We start from the raw sequence: 19,386 nt of genomic DNA on the forward strand, positions 1-19,386 counted from the left end.
GGGATTTAAAAATAGAATCTTATCAAAGATCACAGCAATGACCATTATTCAATATATCAATAGGTTTGAATTCAACAGAAATATAAACAACCTAAAAATTAATATTAACTAAATGCACAACGGGTTAAATTAATTAAAAATTAAACCTATTGTACTACTGTTGTTTGAAATGTATCTTAAACAACGGTAGTACTAACTATAAAAAACAAAAGTGTGAAAAATCAAATGCCCTGGCAGGATAGACCTATAGGAAGTAATGATGTTATTTGGAGATATACCAAAAACCCAATAATACAAAGAGATGCAATACCTGTATCCAATAGTGTTTTTAATAGCGCTGTTGTTCCTTTTAATAATGGATTTGCTGGAGTTTTTAGATGTGATAATAAGGCGGTGCAGATGAATATTTTTGCAGGATTTAGTAAAAACGGAATCGATTGGGAAATAAACCATGATCCTATTATTATGGAAGAAGGAAATACCAAAATGATTGATTCTGATTATAAGTATGATCCTCGTGTGACTTTTATAGAAGATAGATATTGGATTACATGGTGTAATGGATATTATGGACCAACTATAGGGATCGCATATACCTTTGATTTTAAGGAATTTTTTCAATGTGAAAATGCATTTTTACCATTTAATCGAAACGGAGTATTATTTCCTAAGAAAATTAATAACAAATATGCAATGTTAAGCCGCCCAAGTGATAATGGACACACGCCTTTTGGAGATATTTTTATTAGCTATAGCCCAGATATGAAATATTGGGGAGAACATAGAAATGTGATGCAGGCAACTCCTTTTGAAGATAGTGCGTGGCAATGTACAAAGATAGGAGCAGGATCTGTACCTTTTTTAACAGAAGAAGGATGGTTAATGTTTTATCATGGTGTTATTAATACGTGTAATGGGTTTAGATATGCTATGGGAGCAGCTATTTTGGATAAAGACAATCCTGATATCGTAAAATATAGAACAAAACCATACCTTTTAACTCCCTCTGTTTCTTATGAACAGGTAGGAGATGTTCCTAATGTAATATTCCCTTGTGCCACAATACAAGATATAGAACAAGATAAAGTAGCAATTTATTACGGTGCGGCAGATACAGTTGTAGCATTAGCATTTGGAAGAATAAGTGAAATTATTAAGTTTACTAAAGAAAATACATTATAAAGTGATTAAGAACGGTGATCAGTATTTTATATTAGAGGTAATGCATAAAGGATTAAGCATTTTATTGATCTTTTTTATTGCAATTGTCGGCAGTGCTCAAACATTACCAAAGACATATACTGCATACCATATAACAGAATCAATTATTATTGATGGAGTAGCGTCAGAAGAATCATGGAAAAAAGTAAAGCCAACGGACCTATTTATCGATATTGAAGGAAATAAGGTGCCTAAATACAATACATCTGTAAAAATGTTATGGGATGATACTCATGTATACTTTTTTGCAGAAATGGAAGAGCCTCATGTATGGGGAAACTTAAAGCAAAAAGACACTATTATTTTCCATAATAATGATTTTGAAATTTTTATAGATCCAGATAATGACACACATAATTATTATGAGTTTGAGATAAATGCATTAAATACACTTTGGGATTTGTTTATAACAAAACCATATAGAGAGGGTAGTCCTGTACTTAATGATTGGGATGCCAATGGATTTAAATCCTCAGTAAAAGTTCATGGTACGATCAATAATGCTAATGATACTGATAAAGGTTGGTCTATTGAAATAGCAATTCCTTTTGATGCATTTAAAACATCATATTTTCATAAAAATGTTCCTAAGGATCAATTCTGGAGAGTGAATTTTTCAAGAGTAAATTGGAATTTTCAACTTCAGAATAATAAATATTCTCGAAAAGAGAATGATAAAGGAAAAATCGAACATGAATATAACTGGGTATGGTCACCTATGGGAGTGATTAATATGCATCGTCCAGAAGATTGGGGATATGTATATTTTTCTTCAAAAAAAGCAGGAGAAGAAGATAAGTTTAAAATACCTGAAGATGAAAAAGTAAAACAAATCTTATATCGCTTGTATAGAAAACAAAAAGAGTATCATAAAAAAAATAATCGCTGGGCAACTAAATTTTCTGAATTATCTGATGATGATTCTAAAATAGAAGGGAATAGAGTTATCCGAACAATAGAAAACCATCAAACTGGTTTTAATATTACTGTGATTAGTCCTTTTACAAAGCGCTTGTTTATTATAAGAGAAGATGGGAGAATTATTCAAAAATTAGATTGATATGCGAATGATCAAAAATATTTCAATGTGTATTGCACTTATTCTTTTAAGCTGTGTATCAGAAGAGAAAAAAGAAGAAACTGTTAATGAATTAGAAACTAAGGTTGATATAACACCTTTTAAATATTGGACTTGGATTACTGCTAATGCTGAAAAATCTGAAGAAGAGTATAAGACTGAATTTAAAAAGTATAAAGAAAATGGAATAGACGCAGTTCTGATTAATACCGAGACTGATGCAGAAGTGTTGAGAAAAATTACTCCATTGGCCACAAAAGAAGGATTAGAAGTTCATGCCTGGATGTTTACAATGAATAGACCTGGAGATAAAATAGCACTTCAACACCCCGAATGGTATGCAGTAAGTAGAGAAGGAAAATCGTGTTATGATACACGGCCTTATGTCGATTATTATCAGTGGTTATGTCCTACCAGAAAAGAATCCAGAGATCATGTTTTAAGTCTTGTAGAAGGTTTGGCTAAAGTAGAGGGAGTTACAAGTGTACATATAGATTATATTAGGTATCCAGATATATTTTTACCTATAGGGTTACTGCCAAAATATGATTTAGTTCAAGATGAAGAATTACCAGAATTTGACTTTTGCTATTGTGATGTGTGTATTGATACATTCCAGAAAGAGCATCATAAAAACCCTAAAGATGCTAGTAATATAGCTATAGATATTGAATGGAAACAGTTTAGACTTAATCAAGTAAAAAGAGTAGTTGATGAGGCATATGAAATTGCTCATAAATACAATAAAAAATTAACCTCAGCTGTATTTCCATATCCAGAAATGGCAGACCATATGGTAAGACAACGTTGGGATAAATGGCATGTAGATGAAGTGTTACCCATGATATATCATAATTTTTATAATGAAGAAGTAGATTGGATTGGTTTTGCAACAAGACAAGGTGTTAAGGATCTTGAAGGAAAAGAAACTAAACTACATACTGGGATATATTTACCTCCTATGAGTGCAGAAGATGTTGCCGAAGCAATTCAATTAGCTAAAGATAATGGAGCTTCAGGAATATCATTTTTTGATGGAAATGCAATTACCGAAGAACAATTCGAAGTGATAAAAGCTTCTAAGCAATAATTTTACATAGACTAAGTATGGTCTAATTCATTGTCAGAATGAGAAAAATGGATTTTACATATATCGTTTTAATACTGCTCCTTTGGTCCTGTAAAGAAGAGGCTAAAGAAAAGATTGATTTCCCTGAAGAATCATCAGTAGTCGATTATGTAAATCCATTTATCGGTACAGACGGACCAGGGAATACTTATCCTGGTGCAACACTTCCATTTGGGATGGTACAATTGAGTCCAGATATTGGAATCCCTGGCTGGGATAGAATAGCAGGATATTATTATAAAGATGCTATTATTAGTGGTTTTTCTCACACACATCTCACTGGTACAGGAGCAGGAGATTTATATGATATCCTGGTAATGCCTACGAATAGTAGATTTTCAGAACGAATAAAAGAGAATAACTACAAACCATTTTCCAAATACAATCATAATAAAGAAGATGCATCCCCAGGGTATTACACCGTAGATTTATTAGATTATGATATCAAAGCAGAATTGACAGCAACAAATAGGGTAGGGATACATCGATATACATTTCCAGAAGATGCAGCTACTGCAATACATGTAGATCTTGGGTATGCGATAAATTGGGACGATCCTACAGATACCTATATTGAAAAAGTAAATGATTCGACCTTACAAGGATATCGTATGTCGACAGGTTGGGCAAAAGATCAGAGAATATACTTTGTAATACAGTTTTCAAAACCATTTAGGAGATATTCTGTATTTAAGGATGATAATCCCACAACCCTTCCTGTACGAGGCAAAAAAACTAGAATAGTATTGCAATATACTACTACAGAAGGAGAGCAAATAGTTCTAAAAACAGGAATCTCCACGGCAAGTTTTGAAGGAGCACAACAATCAATATCAAAAGAGACCTCCAATTTTGATTTTGATACTTATAAGAAAAAAGCAAAAGCAATTTGGGAAAACGAGTTAAATAAAATAAAGATTACGACATCTGATAAAGACAAGAAAAGTATTTTTTATACGATGATGTATCAATCTATGCTGGCTCCAACATTGTTGAGCGACCCTAATGGAGATTATAAAGGTGCAAACGATACTATTGTGAATGCAAAAGGATTTGATCGTTATGACACCTTTTCTTTATGGGACACATTTAGAGCGGCACATCCATTATATACAATTATTCAGCCAAAACGTGTGCCAGATATGATACGATCTTTATTAGCACATTATAAAGAAACAGGAATCTTACCTGTATGGTCTATGCAAGGTAATGAAACCAATATGATGATTGGATATCATGCAGTTCCTGTAATTGTAGATGCATATTTTAAAGGATTTACATTTGATATTGAACAAGCATATAATGCATGTAAAGAAAGTGCGATGGTCAATGATAGGCAAATTGATATATACAAGGATTTAGGATATATTCCGGTTGATGAACACCATGAAAACTGGTCAGTTTCAAAGACCATGGAATATGCTTATGATGATTGGTGTATCGCAATGTTTGCAAAAGATCTTGGAAAAGAAGAGGATTATAAATATTTCATGAATCGCTCAGAAAATTGGAAAAACCTATACAATGATAAAAGATCCTGGTTACAACCAAAAAATATTGAAGGAAATTTTATAGAACCTTTTGTCCCTAAAGAATATACACCTTATTTCTGCGAGAGTAATGCCTGGCAATATTATTGGTTTGTTCCTCAGGATATAGATGGATTAATTAAAAAAACAGGTGGTGCTGTAAGATTTACCCAAAAATTGGATTCTATGTTTTCTTATTATCCAGAATCAACCGATAAACTACCAATATTTAGTACAGGAATGATAGGTCAATATGCACATGGAAATGAACCAAGTCATCATGTAGCGTATTTATATAATTATGTGAATCGTCCTTCAAAAACACAAGAGCTTACTCGTAAAATTTTGGAAGAGCAATATAAGAATGAACCCAATGGACATTGTGGAAATGAAGATTGTGGACAAATGTCATCCTGGTATATTTTTAGCGCTCTGGGATTATATCCTGTAAATCCAGCTCAAGGAGTATATCTTTTTTCTTCACCACTTTTTGAAAGTACAGAAATACAATTACCAGAACAAAAAGTTTTTAAAATTAAGGCCAAAAATCTTTCGGATAAAAATAAATATATAAATAGAATTATACTTAATGGAGAACCTTATAAAAAACTATTCATTAGGCATAAGACTATTATGAATGGTGGGCTTTTAGAATTTGAAATGAGTGATATCCCAAATGACTCAGTATTTATGAATTTTAAATTACCTGAATTAAATAAAATATATTAATTATGATGAGAACCTTCATATATCAATACTTGATTCTGTTTTTAGTAATAACCCTATGGAGTTGTAATACCAAAAACAATATTAAGGAACAGCAAAGCAATGAGAAAAGTGAGATTGTTATAGAGGTGATAAAACCTGTTGTAATTTCTACCTGGAATCATGGAGTTCCTGCTAATGAAGAAGCTTGGAAGATATTAAGTGTAGGTGGTAAATCCCTTGATGCTGTGGAGCAAGGCGTACGCACAGCAGAAGCAAACCCAGAAATACAAACTGTAGGCTTAGGAGGTTTTCCTGATAGAGAAGGTAATGTTACTCTAGACGCTTGTATTATGGACTATAATAGTAATTGTGGTGCTGTTTCTTTCTTACAGCATATTAAACACCCAATTTCTGTAGCTCGTAAAGTAATGGAGGAAACTCCGCATATCATGTTAACAGGAGATGGGGCATTACAATTTGCCTTAGAACAAGGATTTGAAAAAGAAGAATTACTTACGCCAGAATCAAAAAAAGCATATGAAGAATGGTTACAAAAAACCAATTATAAACCAGTAATTAATATTGAGAATCATGATACAATTAGTATGCTGGCGTTGGATGAAGATGGTAATTTATCAGGAGCATGTACCACGAGCGGAGCGGCTTGGAAAATGCACGGTAGAGTGGGAGATTCTCCCATTATTGGTGCAGGATTGTTTCTTGATAATGAAGTAGGAGCAGCTGCGGCAACGGGCTTAGGAGAAGCTGTAATAAGAACAGCCGGAAGTGCCATGGTGGTTGAGTTAATGCGTCAAGGAAAATCTCCTTACGACGCTTGTAAAGAAGTTGTAGAACGAATTTATAAAGTGCATAAAAACCATGCAGATCTAGAATATTTACAAGTAGGATTTATTGCACTAAACAAAAATGGAGAATATGGCTCTTATTGCCTACGTCCAGGGTTTAATTTTGCAATTAAAAATGCTACAGTAAATAATGAATTAAGGGATGCTGAATTTAAAATGAAATAGAATTTAGTATCCATAATATGATATAAGTCTTAATTTAAAAGTTGAACAGATGAAAAAGAAACATGTTGTATTATATTTTTTGATTTCTTTTATAATAGCGGTTTTTATAAAATGGATGATTTCAAGTCAAAAAGAAGAATACGTATTATTATCAGAGGATAAAAGTAATACTACTAATTCAAAGCAGAAAGATTCTGATAAGGAGACAAAACAAAAATTACCAGAGACAATTAGCTATAGTTTTCATGTAAAACCTATATTATCAGATAAGTGTTATGCTTGTCACGGTCCTGATGAAGGTTCTCGAGAAGCAGGACTTCGTTTTGATACAAAAGATGGTGCGTATGTACCACTTGGAGAAAACAAAGATAGATTTGCAGCTAAACCAGGAGATCTTGAGAATAGTGAAATGATTAAAAGAATATATGCTGAGGATACTCATAAATTAATGCCCCCAGCTGATTCTAATTTATTGTTAAGCGAATATGAAAAAGAAATTCTAAAAAAATGGATAGAGGATGGGGCACAATGGGATTCTCACTGGTCATTTAAAATTCTTCAAAAACCATCATTACCAAAAGTCGTTAATACAAAATGGGGCAATAATGAAATAGATAGATTTGTTCTTAAACGATTAGAGATAGAAGATCTTACACCTTCTAAGATAGCTACTAAAGAAAGATTAATAAGACGAGTCTCTTTTGACCTTACAGGTTTACCTCCTACCACGGCAGAAATTGATCATTTTATAAATGATACTTCATCCAATGCATTCGAGAAAGTAATAGACAGATTACTAAATTCTAAAGCTTATGGAGAGCGCATGGCTTTAGATTGGATGGAAGTTTCCAGATATGCAGATACACATGGATATCAGGATGATTTAGAACGTGTAATGTGGCCCTGGAGAGATTGGGTAATCCATGCCTTTAATGAAAATTTACCTTATGATCAATTTGTAAAATGGCAATTAGCAGGAGATCAGATAGATAATGCAACCTTAGAACAAATTGTAGCTTCAGGATTTAACAGAAATCATAAGATTACTCAAGAAGGAGGAGTGATTGATGAAGAATATCGTGTAGAGTATGTAATGGATAGGACCAATACTACCGCCAAAGCCTTTATGGGACTTACTATGGAATGTGCCCGTTGTCATGATCATAAATATGATCCTCTGTCTCAAAAAGAATTTTATGGAATGTATAGTTTTTTTAATCAGTTAAAGGAGAAGGGACAAATAGATTATGGAGAAATTCCGGAACCTTATGTTACTTTAGATCAAAAGACTATTAAAACAAAGTTACCTTTTGTTAATATTCCTGATTCTATAAGTGAAGTAAAATTAATGGTAATGAAAGATGAGAAAGGAATACGTAAAAATAGAGTACTAAATCGGGGCCTTTATGATGCACCTGGAGAAGAGGTGCCTTATACACTCCCAGAACAAGTACTGCCTTTCTCTGATCAATATTCTCAAGATAGACTTGGACTGGCAGAATGGTTTTTTGATGATGATAATCCATTAACTGCTAGAGTGATGGTTAATCGCTTATGGCAACAAATGTTTGGTACTGGTATTGTTGCGACTGCCGATGATTTTGGAAACCAGGGAGCCCTCCCAACACACCCTGAACTATTGGATTGGTTATCTGTCACTTTTAAAGAGGAAGGTTGGGATATAAAAAGTATGCTTAAAAAAATGGCATTATCAGCGACCTATCAACAAAATTCTAAAATTACACCAGAGTTATTGGAAAAAGACCCTGAAAATCAACTGTTAGCAAGAGGATCAAGGTATAAGTTGCCAGCAGAAGCAATTAGAGATAATGCTTTGGCAGTAAGTGGATTGTTGGTAAAAAAGATTGGCGGACCTAGTGTAAAACCATATCAGCCTCCAGGGTTATGGGCAGGAACTACATCTGGAGTTGGTCTTACAGAATATATTGCAGATAAAGGAGAAGGATTATACAGAAGAAGCTTGTATACGTTCTGGAAACGTACTGTTCCTCCTCCGTCTATGCTTACTTTTGATGCGGCTTCCAGAGACTTCTGCACCGTACAAAGGCAAAAAACAAGCACACCTCTCCAAGCATTAGTATTAATGAACGATCCTCAGTTTATTGAAGCAGCAACAGTTATGGCTATTGGGGTACTAGAGAATGATGCATCTGATGAAAAACAAAAAATTGGAGCTCTTTTCAAAAAAATTACATCTAGAAGCCCTGATGAGGTAGAACTAGATAAATTATCAGAATATCTTAATGAACAAAGACAAGGATATGTTAAACAGAAGACAGAAAATATTGATCCTACGGTAACAAGTACATTAGATGTTCCTGAAAATATTCAACCTAGAGAACTTAAAGCATATACTGCTTTGGCTAGTTTGTTATTCAATTTGGATGAAACTATCACTAAAAGTTAAAGATCATGAACGAGTTATTCAAACATTTTAATAATAATAACAGGAGACATTTTTTAAAGAAAGTAGGATTAGGAATTGGCGGAGTCGCTCTGGGTTCTCTAATTGATCCGATAGGTATGTTTAGTCAACCAAATACAGCAAAAGGGCTTAATTTGGGAACTAGTTCATTACAACTACCTCACTTTGCCCCTAAGGCTAAAAAAGTTATTTATCTTTTTCAAAGTGGAGGACCTTCACAATTAGATTTATTTGATTATAAGCCTAAATTAACAGATATGAGAGGGCAAGACTTGCCTGAATCGGTTAGAAAAGGACAACGATTAACAGGGATGACTTCTGGGCAATCTAATTTTCCATTAGCAGATAGTAATTTTACATTTAAGCAATATGGTGAATCCAGAGCTTGGGTAAGTAGTTTAATGCCTTATGTATCCAAAGTGGTGGATGAATTGTGTTTTGTAAAATCGATGCAGACAGATGCAATAAATCATGATCCTGCGATTACATTTTTTCAAACAGGATCTCAACAATCCGGAAGACCTAGTATTGGTTCCTGGATGAGTTATGGTTTAGGAAGCCTTAATAATAATTTACCAGCTTTCTCTGTCTTATTAAGTAGAGGAACTGGTAGACCTAATGCTCAACCATTATATTCAAAACTTTGGGGAAATGGATTTTTAAGTTCTTTACATCAAGGAGTACAATTTCGTTCGGGTAAAGATCCTGTTTTGTTTTTAAAGGATCCCGAAGGAATGTCAAGAGCAGATAGAAGAAAAATGTTGGATTATTTAAACGAATTAAATCATAAACAGGAAACAGAATTCGGAGATCCCGAAATAAATAGTAGAATTTCTCAGTATGAAATGGCATACAGAATGCAAACTTCAGTTCCCGAAACTATGAATATTGATGATGAACCAGAACATGTTTTTAGAATGTATGGTCCCGATTCTCAGGTCCCTGGGACATATGCAGCGAATTGTATTTTGGCGAGAAGGTTGATAGAAAAGGATGTTCGATTTGTACAATTGTATCATATGGGTTGGGATCAACATGACAACCTTCCTACTCAAATAGAAAAGCAAGCCAAAGATGTAGATCAAGCATCGGCAGCTCTTATTATGGATCTAAAACAAAGAGGTTTACTAGAGGATACATTAGTTATCTGGGGAGGAGAGTTTGGTAGGACAAATTATAGTCAAGGTACACTAACCGATACAAATTATGGGCGGGACCATCACCCGAGAAGTTTTACAATTTTTATGGCTGGCGGAGGCGTAAAACCAGGGTTTACTTATGGGGAAACTGATGAGTTAGGATATAATGTAGTAAAAGACCCGGTACATATACACGATTTTCAGGCTACACTAATGCACTTGATGGGAATTGATCATACCAAATTTACTTTTAAACATCAGGGTAGAAGATTTCGATTAACTGATGTTCATGGTAATGTAGTAAAAGATCTTATTGCATGATAAAACCGAAAAGTAATGAATAGAAGAAAATTTCTACATAAATCAGTATGTGCTTCTGCTGGGATACTTACTTTACCAATGTATTCTGGAGCGTATACTTTTGATGATCATAAAGATTTGATTATTGGGCATAATTCTCATCGCTACAAGGTGGATTTGAACTGGGGAAATTTGAATGCAGAAAAAGTTCCGGTAAAGGACTGTCATGAAATTATTCAGGATTCTAAAGGAAGAATTGTTATGCTTACCAACCATATCAAAAATAACATTATTGTATATGATAAATCAGGAAAGTTATTAGAAACTTGGGGAACTACATATCCAGGAGGTCACGGTTTAACGCTTTCTGTTGAAAATGGAGAAGATTTTTTGTTCATTACTGACTATGAACGTCACCAGATTATTAAGACTACAATTGATGGTAAAGAGGTAATGACAATTGATTATCCAGCAGATACAGGAAAGTATAAAAGTAAAGAAGAATTTAAACCCACCGAGACTACAGTTTTAAAAAACGGAGAGTTTTATGTTGCTGATGGCTACGGAAATCAATTCATATTACATTATAATCACAAAGGAGAACTTCTAAATATATTTGGAGGAAAAGGAACAGAAAATGATCAGTTTTTAAATGCTCATGGTATTTGTCTTGATCAAAGAGATGAGGCAAATCCAATACTTTTAATTACAGCAAGAGAACAAAACAAATTAAAGAGATTTAGTTTAGATGGTAATTACTTATCATCTATAGAAGTTCCCGGGGCTCTCATTTGCCGACCGGTAATTTATGGTAATGAAATCTATTTTGCTGTTTTAAAATCAAGAAGTGCATCACATAATGGTTCAGGATTTCTTTTGATTATGGATGATAAGAACGAAGTAATTTCTTGTCCAGGAGCAACACAACCGATATATCAAAATAATTCATTAAAAGAATTGTATCAAACCATAAAATTATTTCAACATCCTCATGATGTATGCATAGATGAAGAAGGTAATATGTATGTAGCACAATGGAATTCTGGACAAACATACCCTATAAAACTAACCAGAGTATGAAATATATAGTAGTCATAGTATTGGTTGTATGTGTTTATTCTTGTAAAAAGAATAATAAAGAAAATGAATTTACTAAAACCTATGTGCAAAAAGAAGAAATACAGTTAGTCAACCCTAAGATTATTGTAAATAATGTGATTATCGACACTTCTTCATCAATTATTGCTTCATTGCCATTAGATCAAACAGTAATTCGTTATACTACAGATGGTAATGAACCAACAGAAACATCAGAAAAGTATACAGATATAATTTCAATTTCAGAATCCGGGACCTATACATTTAAAGCATTTCATCCTGAATTTAAATCCAGTGGATCAGAACAGGTATCCTTTTTTAAAAAAGGAATTGATGTTGACATTTTTTCCTTGATTACTCCTTTAAATAAACAATACCCAGGACAAGGAGAGAGTACATTAGTGAATCATAAAAAAGGAACCTTAAACTTTAGAGATGGAGAATGGATTGGAGTTACTGAACCATTTATAGCAATAATCGATTTTAAAACTAAGATATTTTTAGATTCTGTAGATATAGGATATTTGGTGAATACAGATGCATGGATTTTTCCTATTCAAAATGTGTCTATTGCTTTTTCAGAAAATGGGGCGGATTTTACAGATATTGAACCTCAGGAAGCATTAGAAAAAATAAAGACTGGTAGTACCAAATTAGATAATATTCATATTCCAGTTGCTAAGAAATTAAAAAAACTAAAGATTAAAATTTCCAATGTAACATCAATCCCCAAATGGCATCAAGGTAAAGGTAATCCTGCCTGGTTGTTTATGGATGAATGGATTTTTAACGCCAAAATCTCTAATTAATGAATCTTATAATATCTCATATATGTTGTATGTTTCTGAGTGTAATACCACTTGTTGAAACAACTGGTACATCAGAATTTGTGTTGTTTTTAGGTCGTTTTCATCCTCTGATATTACATTTACCTATTGGTGGGTTACTATTAGTGTTTTATTTTGATATCGTTGGGCGTATTCGCAAGAATTACCCCGAAACTCTTATTGAAAATGGATTAGGATTCAGTGCGTTTTTTGCAATTTTGGCTTGTGTATTGGGGTATTTTTTATCCTTAGAAGGTGGTTATGAAGAAAATACAACTAATATTCATATGTGGACAGGAATTGCTACTGCAATTTTGATTACTTTCTTATTCTTACTAAAGAGATCTACTCTTGAAAGCCTAAAAAAACTATTCTTCCCTTTATTCGTAAGTACTATAATTTTGATTAGTATAACTGGACATTATGGGAGTACGCTAACGCATGGAGATGATTTTATTACACAATATTCTCCTTTAAAAACAAAAAAAAACAAACCTCAGGTTATTGATAGTCTTCATTATTTTTCTGATGTGATATATCCTATTTTAGAAGCTAAATGTATACAATGTCATAATGCAACAAAGCAAAAAGGAGAATTATCCCTTATTTCTGAAGTCATGATTCTCAAAGGAGGAAAAAATGGTAAGCTGATAGAGAAAGGAAATGCTTTGAATAGCCATATAATTGAGCGAATTTTATTGCCTTTAGAAGATGAAAAACATATGCCTCCAACCGGAAAAAATCAAATATCTACAGATGAATTATGGCTGTTAGAACATTGGATAAATAACGGTGCCGATTTTAATGTGAAGGCGTTGGCATATCAAGAAAATGATACATTAATTAATCTTTTAGAAAATTATGTAGAAGAGGATGTTGAAATTATAGCAGAAGCTTCTATAGCGGCATTAAACGATGTGGTGAATTCAGGGTTTTTGGTTTATAGAATTGCGATAGATAAGCCACAATTGAGTGCTAAATTTGTTAGAGACTCTATAACCACAGATGCAATAAAATCATTAAAAGGTATAGCAGAACAATTAGTAGAATTAGAGTTAAATAATACTACTTTAACAGATGATATGACTAAAGGATTAAAGGAACTTAAACGATTGGAGAAATTACGTTTGGATAACACCAAAATTTCAAATACAACTCTTAATCATTTGGTTAACCTAAAAAAACTAAAAGTTTTAAATGTACACCATACAGAAATAGATAATGAGGGAATAACAACTATTGTAGAGGAAATTGCTCCAGATGATATTTATGTATGGAATACACAAGTAGATAAAAAATATGCTAAACAGTTAATGAAAAGTAGTCCGACCATCATCCATCATGGTGTTTTTGAGGGATTTGCAGAAATTAAAGCTTTAAAATCTCCTACCCTTATTACAGAGCAAACTATTTTTTCTGATAGTTTAATGATTACATTTAATAATCCATTGCGTAAAGCAAAATTATATTATACGATAGACGGTACAGATCCGGATAGTACTTCTATCAGGTATACTGCACCTATAAAAATTACTAATTCTATAAAGTTAAAGGCTTTATTATATCAAGACGAATGGTTACCAAGCCCAATTATGGAAGAAGACTTTTTTAAAATAAAATATAAGATTAAAGATTTTAATATGGTACATCAACCATCTGCCAAATATCCGGGAGCTCAAAAAGTTTTTGATTTTATAAAAGGAAGTTCTGTTTTTTCTGATGGAAACTGGACAGGATATGAGGGTGATAATTTGATCACTACAATTAATTTTGATGAGCCTAAGGTGATTCAAAATGTATCGGTAAGTTGTTTAAGAGATGCCGGATCATGGATTTTATTTCCCAAAAAAATAGAAGTCTATACCAAAAATGAAAATACAGCTTTTCAAAAAATTGTAGAAATGGATTATGACGCAACTAATGAGGAAGAAGCTAAAGAAATCAGTAAAAAGAATTTTAGTTTAAAAATACCACAAACTAATGCCAAATATATTAAGATAGTAGTACACAATGCAGGTAAACTTCCTGATTGGCACCAGGGAGCAGGTAAAGCCCCATGGCTTTTTGTCGATGAGATATTAATACAATAAACCAGAACTAATGAAAGTAAAAAGTACTATATATGCTATAGTTATAATGTTATTAGGATGTAATTCAGACCAGAAAAATGAAGAAGTTGTAAGCCAAAATAATATAGATAAAGAAAGTAAAACAAGCTTGATTGATTATGTAAATCCTTTAATGGGAACAGATTCTGCGTTTGATTTATCAAATGGAAATACATACCCGGCAATTGCAACACCATGGGGAATGAATTTCTGGACACCTATGACTTCAAAAATGGGTGATGGTTGGACATATAAATATGATGAAAATACAATAAGAGGAATTAAACAAACACATCAGCCCAGTCCATGGATTAACGATTATGCAGCATTTTCATTTATGGCAATTACAGGAGATCTTAAATATAAAGAAGAAGAAAGAGCTTCTTGGTTTTCTCATAAAGCAGAAATAGTGAAACCAAATCATTATAAAGTATATTTAGCAGATTATGATATAGTAGCTGAGGTTTCTCCAACAGAACGAGCTGCACATTTTAGATTTACTTTTCCAGAAGCAAAGCAATCTTATATTATGTTGGATGCTTTTTTTAAAGGATCAATGGTGAAAATTATCCCCGAAGAACGAAAAATTATTGGGTATTGTAGAAATAATAGCGGTGGAGTTCCAGATAATTTTCATAACTATTTTGTAGCACAATTTGATAAAGATTTCGAAGTAAACCATACTTGGGGAGATGAATGGAAATTACTAGAGAATTCATTAGAAAATAAAGGAGAACACGTAGGGGCTATTATTGGTTTTAAAACCAAAAAAGGAGAAAAAGTACATATAAAAGTGGCATCTTCTTTTATTAGTCCAGAACAAGCACAATTAAATCTAAATAGAGAGATCGGCACTGATACATTTGAGCAAACTAAAATCAAGGCTAAACAAGCGTGGGAAAAGGAATTAAATAGAATTAAGATCGAAGATGATAATGTAGATAACATCAAAACTTTTTATTCCTGCTTATACAGGGTGCTGCTTTTTCCGAGGAAGTTTTATGAGTTTAATGAAAAAAATGAAATACTACATTATAGTCCATACAATGGAAAAGTGTTACCGGGATATATGTTTACAGATAATGGTTTCTGGGACACGTTTAGGGCGGTTTTTCCTTTCTTTAATATGATGTACCCCGAATTAAACGGTAAAATCATGAAAGGCCTTGCAAACACATATAAAGAATCTGGCTGGCTTCCAGAATGGGCAAGTCCAGGGCATAGAGATTGTATGATAGGATCTAATTCGGCACCAATTATTGCCGATGCATTCCTAAAAGGAATACCAGATATAGATACAGAAACTTTATTCGAGGCCATACTCAAAAATGCAACAACTTCAGAAGGGAGGCCTTTGTCTAATGGAAACGAAATACGGTCTGTAGGGAGAGAAGGAATTGACTACTATAACAAATTAGGGTATGTGCCATACGATGTAAAAATCAATGAAAATGCTGCACGTACATTAGAATATGCTTATGCTGATTTTACAATTGCTAAGATGGCAGAAAAATTAGGAAAAAAGGAGGTTGCAAATACATTCTATAAACGATCTCAGAATTATAAGAATTTATTTGATCCATCTACCAAATTGATGCGCGGTAAAAATGTAGATGGTAGTTTTCAAACTCCCTTTAATCCTTTAAAATGGGGAGATGCTTTTACAGAGGGAAATAGCTTACATTATACATGGTCTGTTTTTCATGATATAGAAGGTCTGATTCAGTTAATGGGAGGAAAAACAGAATTCGAAAAGCAATTAGATAACGTATTTGAAATGCCCCCAGAGTTTGATGCATCATACTATGGATTTACAATTCATGAAATAAGAGAAATGCAAATTGTGAATATGGGGAATTATGCTCACGGTAATCAACCCATTCAGCATATGATTTATTTATACAATTATGCTAATGTTCCTTATAAAACACAGGAGAAAATTCGGGAAGTATTAACCAAATTATACTCTGCAACACCAGATGGATATTGTGGAGACGAAGATAATGGACAAACTTCTGCCTGGTATGTTTTTAGTGCATTAGGGTTTTATCCAGTTACTCCTGGAGTAGATCAATATGTAATAGGAAGCCCCTTGTTTAAAAAAGCGACAATTACCCTAGAAAATGGTAATGAATTTATAATTAGCGCCTCTAATAATTCTAAACAAAATGTATATGTTCAATCAGCTTCACTTAATAATGTAGTCTATAATAATAGCTATTTAAATTTTGATACAATTCAACAAGGAGGGGAATTAAATTTTATGATGGAGAAAGTTCCTAATAAAGATTGGGCAAATACAGATGAAGCTGTACCATATTCGTTAAGCAAAGTGAAGTAAATTTCCAAAATAATCCAAGGCCATGTAAGGTTAATGAATTCAAAAGTTTTTAATTTAATATAAAGAATGATTATTAATATTTTAAAAAAGAATTGTGCACTCAAATTATTAACAATAATTATAATTGTTTTTTCCTCTTGTCAAAAAGAAAATAAACCAAAAACTAAGATAGAACGAACTCAGGAATACTTAAAAAAAGATTTTACTCAATATGTCAATCCATTTATAGGAACATCCAATTTTGGTACCACCAATCCAGGGCCTATAGCCGTTCGAGGAATGGCCAGTGTTTCTCCTTTTAATGTTTCAGGAAATCAAAACTTACCATTAGAAAAAGATAATCGTTGGTTGTCAACACCATATATCCATGAGAACACATTTTTGACGGGGTTTAGTCATGTTAATTTAAGCGGTGTAGGATGCCCAGAGTTAGGAGTGATTACTGCCATGCCTACTACAGGAGATATACAGACCGATTATCTTACATATGGATCTACATATTCTAACGAAATTTCAGAAGTAGGATACTATTCAAATATATTAGATAAATATAATATTATCGTAGAAACTACTGCTACGACAAGAGTAGGAGTGAGTATGTATTCTTTCCCTAAAGGCACTGCGAATATTTTACTCAATTTAGGATTAGGACTAACAAATGAACAAGGTGGAAGAATAAAAGTAGTTTCTCCCACTGAAATAGAAGGAACACGCTCTGTAGGATCATTTTGTTACTATAAACCAGAAGAAGCATATCCTGTTTATTTTGTAGCAAAATTTTCTGTACCAGCTGATGAGTTTGGAGTATGGGAAAAGCCAAATACATATCAAGGAGTGGAAGCCGAATGGATGAAAGAGTATAATGGAAAAACAAGAATAAAAAAAGGATTCACAAAAGAAGTAACCGGTGATAGTATAGGTGGATATATGAGATATCATTTTGATACTCCTACAAAAGTAGAAATGAAAATAGGAATATCCTATGTAAGTATAAAAAATGCTCGTGAAAATTTAGAAAAAGAAACTTTAAAAAAAGGATTTAAACAAATTAGAAAAGAAACGAGAACAGAATGGAATCAATATTTATCAAAAATCGAAGTAGAAGGAGGTAAAAAAGAAGATAAAATAAAATTTTATACGGCATTATATCATACAGGAATTCATCCAAATACGCTTAATGATATAAATGGTGAATATCCTAAAATGAGAACCCGAGAGACTTTAAATACAGAGGGGACTCGATATACTGTTTTTTCCCTTTGGGATACGTATAGAAATCTACATCAATTGATGAGTTTGGTTTATCCAAAACAACAATCTGATATGGTAAAAAGTATGTTACAGATTTATGATGAAACAGGATGGCTCCCAAAATGGGAGTTAAATGCTACAGAGACAACAACTATGGTTGGCGATCCAGCAGGGATAATCATTGCTGATACATATCTTAAAGGAATCAAAGATTTTGATATAGAAAAAGCATATGAGGCAATGTTAAAAAGTGCAGATCAATTAATTGATAATCCATTACGCCCGGGAATTAAAGATTATATCGAAAAAGGATACTTAACAACAAAAACAATACATAGTGGATCTGTTTCAACCACACAAGAATATAACATTACAGATTTTGCAATATCAAAATTAGCACAAGAGCTTGGTAAAGAGAAAGATTATCAACGTTTTTTAGATCGCTCAGTATCCTATAGAAAACTTTTTGATGAAGAATTCAATCTATTGCGTCCAAAAAATAATGATGGAAGCTGGCTGTCTCCATATAACCCAGAAACGGGGGCTAATTTTGTAAAAAACCTTGGCTTTATAGAAGGAAATGCATGGCAATATACCTTTATGGTGTCCCATGATGTGGAAGGGCTAAAAGACCTTATGGGAGGAGAAAAGTTATTCGAACAACAGTTACAAAAAGTTTTTGATAACAAGCAATATGATATGGCTAACGAACCTGATATTGCTTATCCTTTTTTGTTTAACTATGTAAAAGGAAAGGAATGGAAGACCCAAAAAACCGTAAATGATCTATTAGAAACATATTATAAAAATACTCCAGATGGATTACCAGGGAATGATGATACAGGAACTATGTCTGCTTGGGCAATATTTTCAATGATGGGTATATATCCTATAACACCGGCAAAACCAATATATACATTTTGCGCACCAAAATTTGAAAAAATAACTATTCATTTAAATAAAGAATATTATAAAAATGAAACTTTAGTGATTACTTCTAATACTACTAATAAAGAAAAATTTATAGAGTCTATTAAGATAAATAATGAGAATTTAGATAGTTTTTTTATTTCACATGAACAACTTATAAACTCAAAAAAGCTAAGTTTTTATCTAAAATAACGTTTGTTTCTTAATCTAGATTTAACATTAGTTATAATAAAATAGGGCTTTATCTGTT

General features: G+C 32.7%; 12 protein-coding genes and 1 pseudogene. All 13 read left to right on the forward strand.

From position 1 onward, the window contains the following. A pseudogene (locus FOF46_RS32540) lies at nt 1-112 on the forward strand (IS982 family transposase); the annotation flags it as partial. 113 nt (nt 113-225) lie between these two features. Continuing rightward, nucleotides 226-1,182, forward strand: coding sequence for a glycoside hydrolase family 130 protein (locus tag FOF46_RS16050; RefSeq protein WP_143917189.1), 957 nt, complete (start codon nt 226-228; stop codon nt 1,180-1,182). A 1-nt stretch (nt 1,183) separates the two neighbouring features. Continuing rightward, nucleotides 1,184-2,281, forward strand: a complete 1,098-nt coding sequence (locus FOF46_RS16055) for a carbohydrate-binding family 9-like protein (protein ID WP_244299630.1) — start codon at nt 1,184-1,186, stop codon at nt 2,279-2,281. A gap of 1 nt (nt 2,282) precedes the next feature. Beyond that, nucleotides 2,283-3,389, forward strand: a complete 1,107-nt coding sequence (locus tag FOF46_RS16060) for a glycoside hydrolase family protein (RefSeq protein WP_143917161.1) — start codon at nt 2,283-2,285, stop codon at nt 3,387-3,389. 47 nt (nt 3,390-3,436) lie between these two features. Next, the gene (locus FOF46_RS16065) at nt 3,437-5,686 is read left to right on the forward strand and encodes a GH92 family glycosyl hydrolase (RefSeq protein WP_244299633.1); all 2,250 of its coding nucleotides are present in this window, start codon (nt 3,437-3,439) and stop codon (nt 5,684-5,686) included. 2 nt (nt 5,687-5,688) lie between these two features. After that, entirely contained in the window at nt 5,689-6,696 is a 1,008-nt protein-coding gene (locus FOF46_RS16070) for an isoaspartyl peptidase/L-asparaginase family protein (RefSeq protein WP_407933700.1), read from the forward strand. A 49-nt stretch (nt 6,697-6,745) separates the two neighbouring features. Continuing rightward, the gene (locus FOF46_RS16075; protein WP_143917163.1) at nt 6,746-9,124 is read left to right on the forward strand and encodes a PSD1 and planctomycete cytochrome C domain-containing protein; all 2,379 of its coding nucleotides are present in this window, start codon (nt 6,746-6,748) and stop codon (nt 9,122-9,124) included. Between the two features lie 5 nt (nt 9,125-9,129). Beyond that, a complete protein-coding gene (locus FOF46_RS16080) occupies nt 9,130-10,602 on the forward strand; it encodes a DUF1501 domain-containing protein (protein ID WP_109436744.1) in 1,473 nt (490 codons plus the stop codon). Nucleotides 10,603-10,617: 15 nt separating this feature from the next. Next, complete coding sequence (locus tag FOF46_RS16085) at nt 10,618-11,661, forward strand: NHL repeat-containing protein (protein ID WP_143917164.1); 1,044 nt, start codon at nt 10,618-10,620, stop codon at nt 11,659-11,661. Next, nucleotides 11,658-12,488, forward strand: coding sequence for a chitobiase/beta-hexosaminidase C-terminal domain-containing protein (locus tag FOF46_RS16090; RefSeq protein ID WP_167571863.1), 831 nt, complete (start codon nt 11,658-11,660; stop codon nt 12,486-12,488). Before FOF46_RS16085 ends, FOF46_RS16090 begins: the two co-directional genes overlap by 4 nt. Further along, nucleotides 12,488-14,596: an FN3 associated domain-containing protein gene (locus tag FOF46_RS16095; protein ID WP_143917166.1), complete on the forward strand. Its 2,109-nt coding sequence runs from the start codon at nt 12,488-12,490 to the stop codon at nt 14,594-14,596. Before FOF46_RS16090 ends, FOF46_RS16095 begins: the two co-directional genes overlap by 1 nt. A 10-nt stretch (nt 14,597-14,606) precedes the next feature. Beyond that, nucleotides 14,607-16,955 (forward strand): GH92 family glycosyl hydrolase, encoded by a 2,349-nt coding sequence (locus FOF46_RS16100; RefSeq protein WP_143917167.1) that lies wholly within the window; start codon nt 14,607-14,609, stop codon nt 16,953-16,955. Between the two features lie 66 nt (nt 16,956-17,021). After that, nucleotides 17,022-19,328, forward strand: coding sequence for a GH92 family glycosyl hydrolase (locus FOF46_RS16105; protein WP_109436739.1), 2,307 nt, complete (start codon nt 17,022-17,024; stop codon nt 19,326-19,328). Nucleotides 19,329-19,386: the final 58 nt, after the last annotated feature.

The organism is Aquimarina algiphila (assembly GCF_007489275.1).
GTDB lineage: Bacteria > Bacteroidota > Bacteroidia > Flavobacteriales > Flavobacteriaceae > Aquimarina > Aquimarina algiphila.

What these genes read in the sequence shown, in the direction of transcription:
- FOF46_RS16050 (WP_143917189.1), top strand. Translation starts at nt 226, where the DNA reads ATGCCCTGGCAGGATAGACCTATAGGAAGTAATGATGTTATTTGGAGA.
- FOF46_RS16060 (WP_143917161.1), top strand. Translation starts at nt 2,283, where the DNA reads ATGCGAATGATCAAAAATATTTCAATGTGTATTGCACTTATTCTTTTA.
- FOF46_RS16065 (WP_244299633.1), top strand. Translation starts at nt 3,437, where the DNA reads ATGGATTTTACATATATCGTTTTAATACTGCTCCTTTGGTCCTGTAAA.
- FOF46_RS16070 (WP_407933700.1), top strand. Translation starts at nt 5,689, where the DNA reads ATGATGAGAACCTTCATATATCAATACTTGATTCTGTTTTTAGTAATA.
- FOF46_RS16075 (WP_143917163.1), top strand. Translation starts at nt 6,746, where the DNA reads ATGAAAAAGAAACATGTTGTATTATATTTTTTGATTTCTTTTATAATA.
- FOF46_RS16080 (WP_109436744.1), top strand. Translation starts at nt 9,130, where the DNA reads ATGAACGAGTTATTCAAACATTTTAATAATAATAACAGGAGACATTTT.
- FOF46_RS16085 (WP_143917164.1), top strand. Translation starts at nt 10,618, where the DNA reads ATGAATAGAAGAAAATTTCTACATAAATCAGTATGTGCTTCTGCTGGG.
- FOF46_RS16090 (WP_167571863.1), top strand. Translation starts at nt 11,658, where the DNA reads ATGAAATATATAGTAGTCATAGTATTGGTTGTATGTGTTTATTCTTGT.
- FOF46_RS16095 (WP_143917166.1), top strand. Translation starts at nt 12,488, where the DNA reads ATGAATCTTATAATATCTCATATATGTTGTATGTTTCTGAGTGTAATA.
- FOF46_RS16100 (WP_143917167.1), top strand. Translation starts at nt 14,607, where the DNA reads ATGAAAGTAAAAAGTACTATATATGCTATAGTTATAATGTTATTAGGA.
- FOF46_RS16105 (WP_109436739.1), top strand. Translation starts at nt 17,022, where the DNA reads ATGATTATTAATATTTTAAAAAAGAATTGTGCACTCAAATTATTAACA.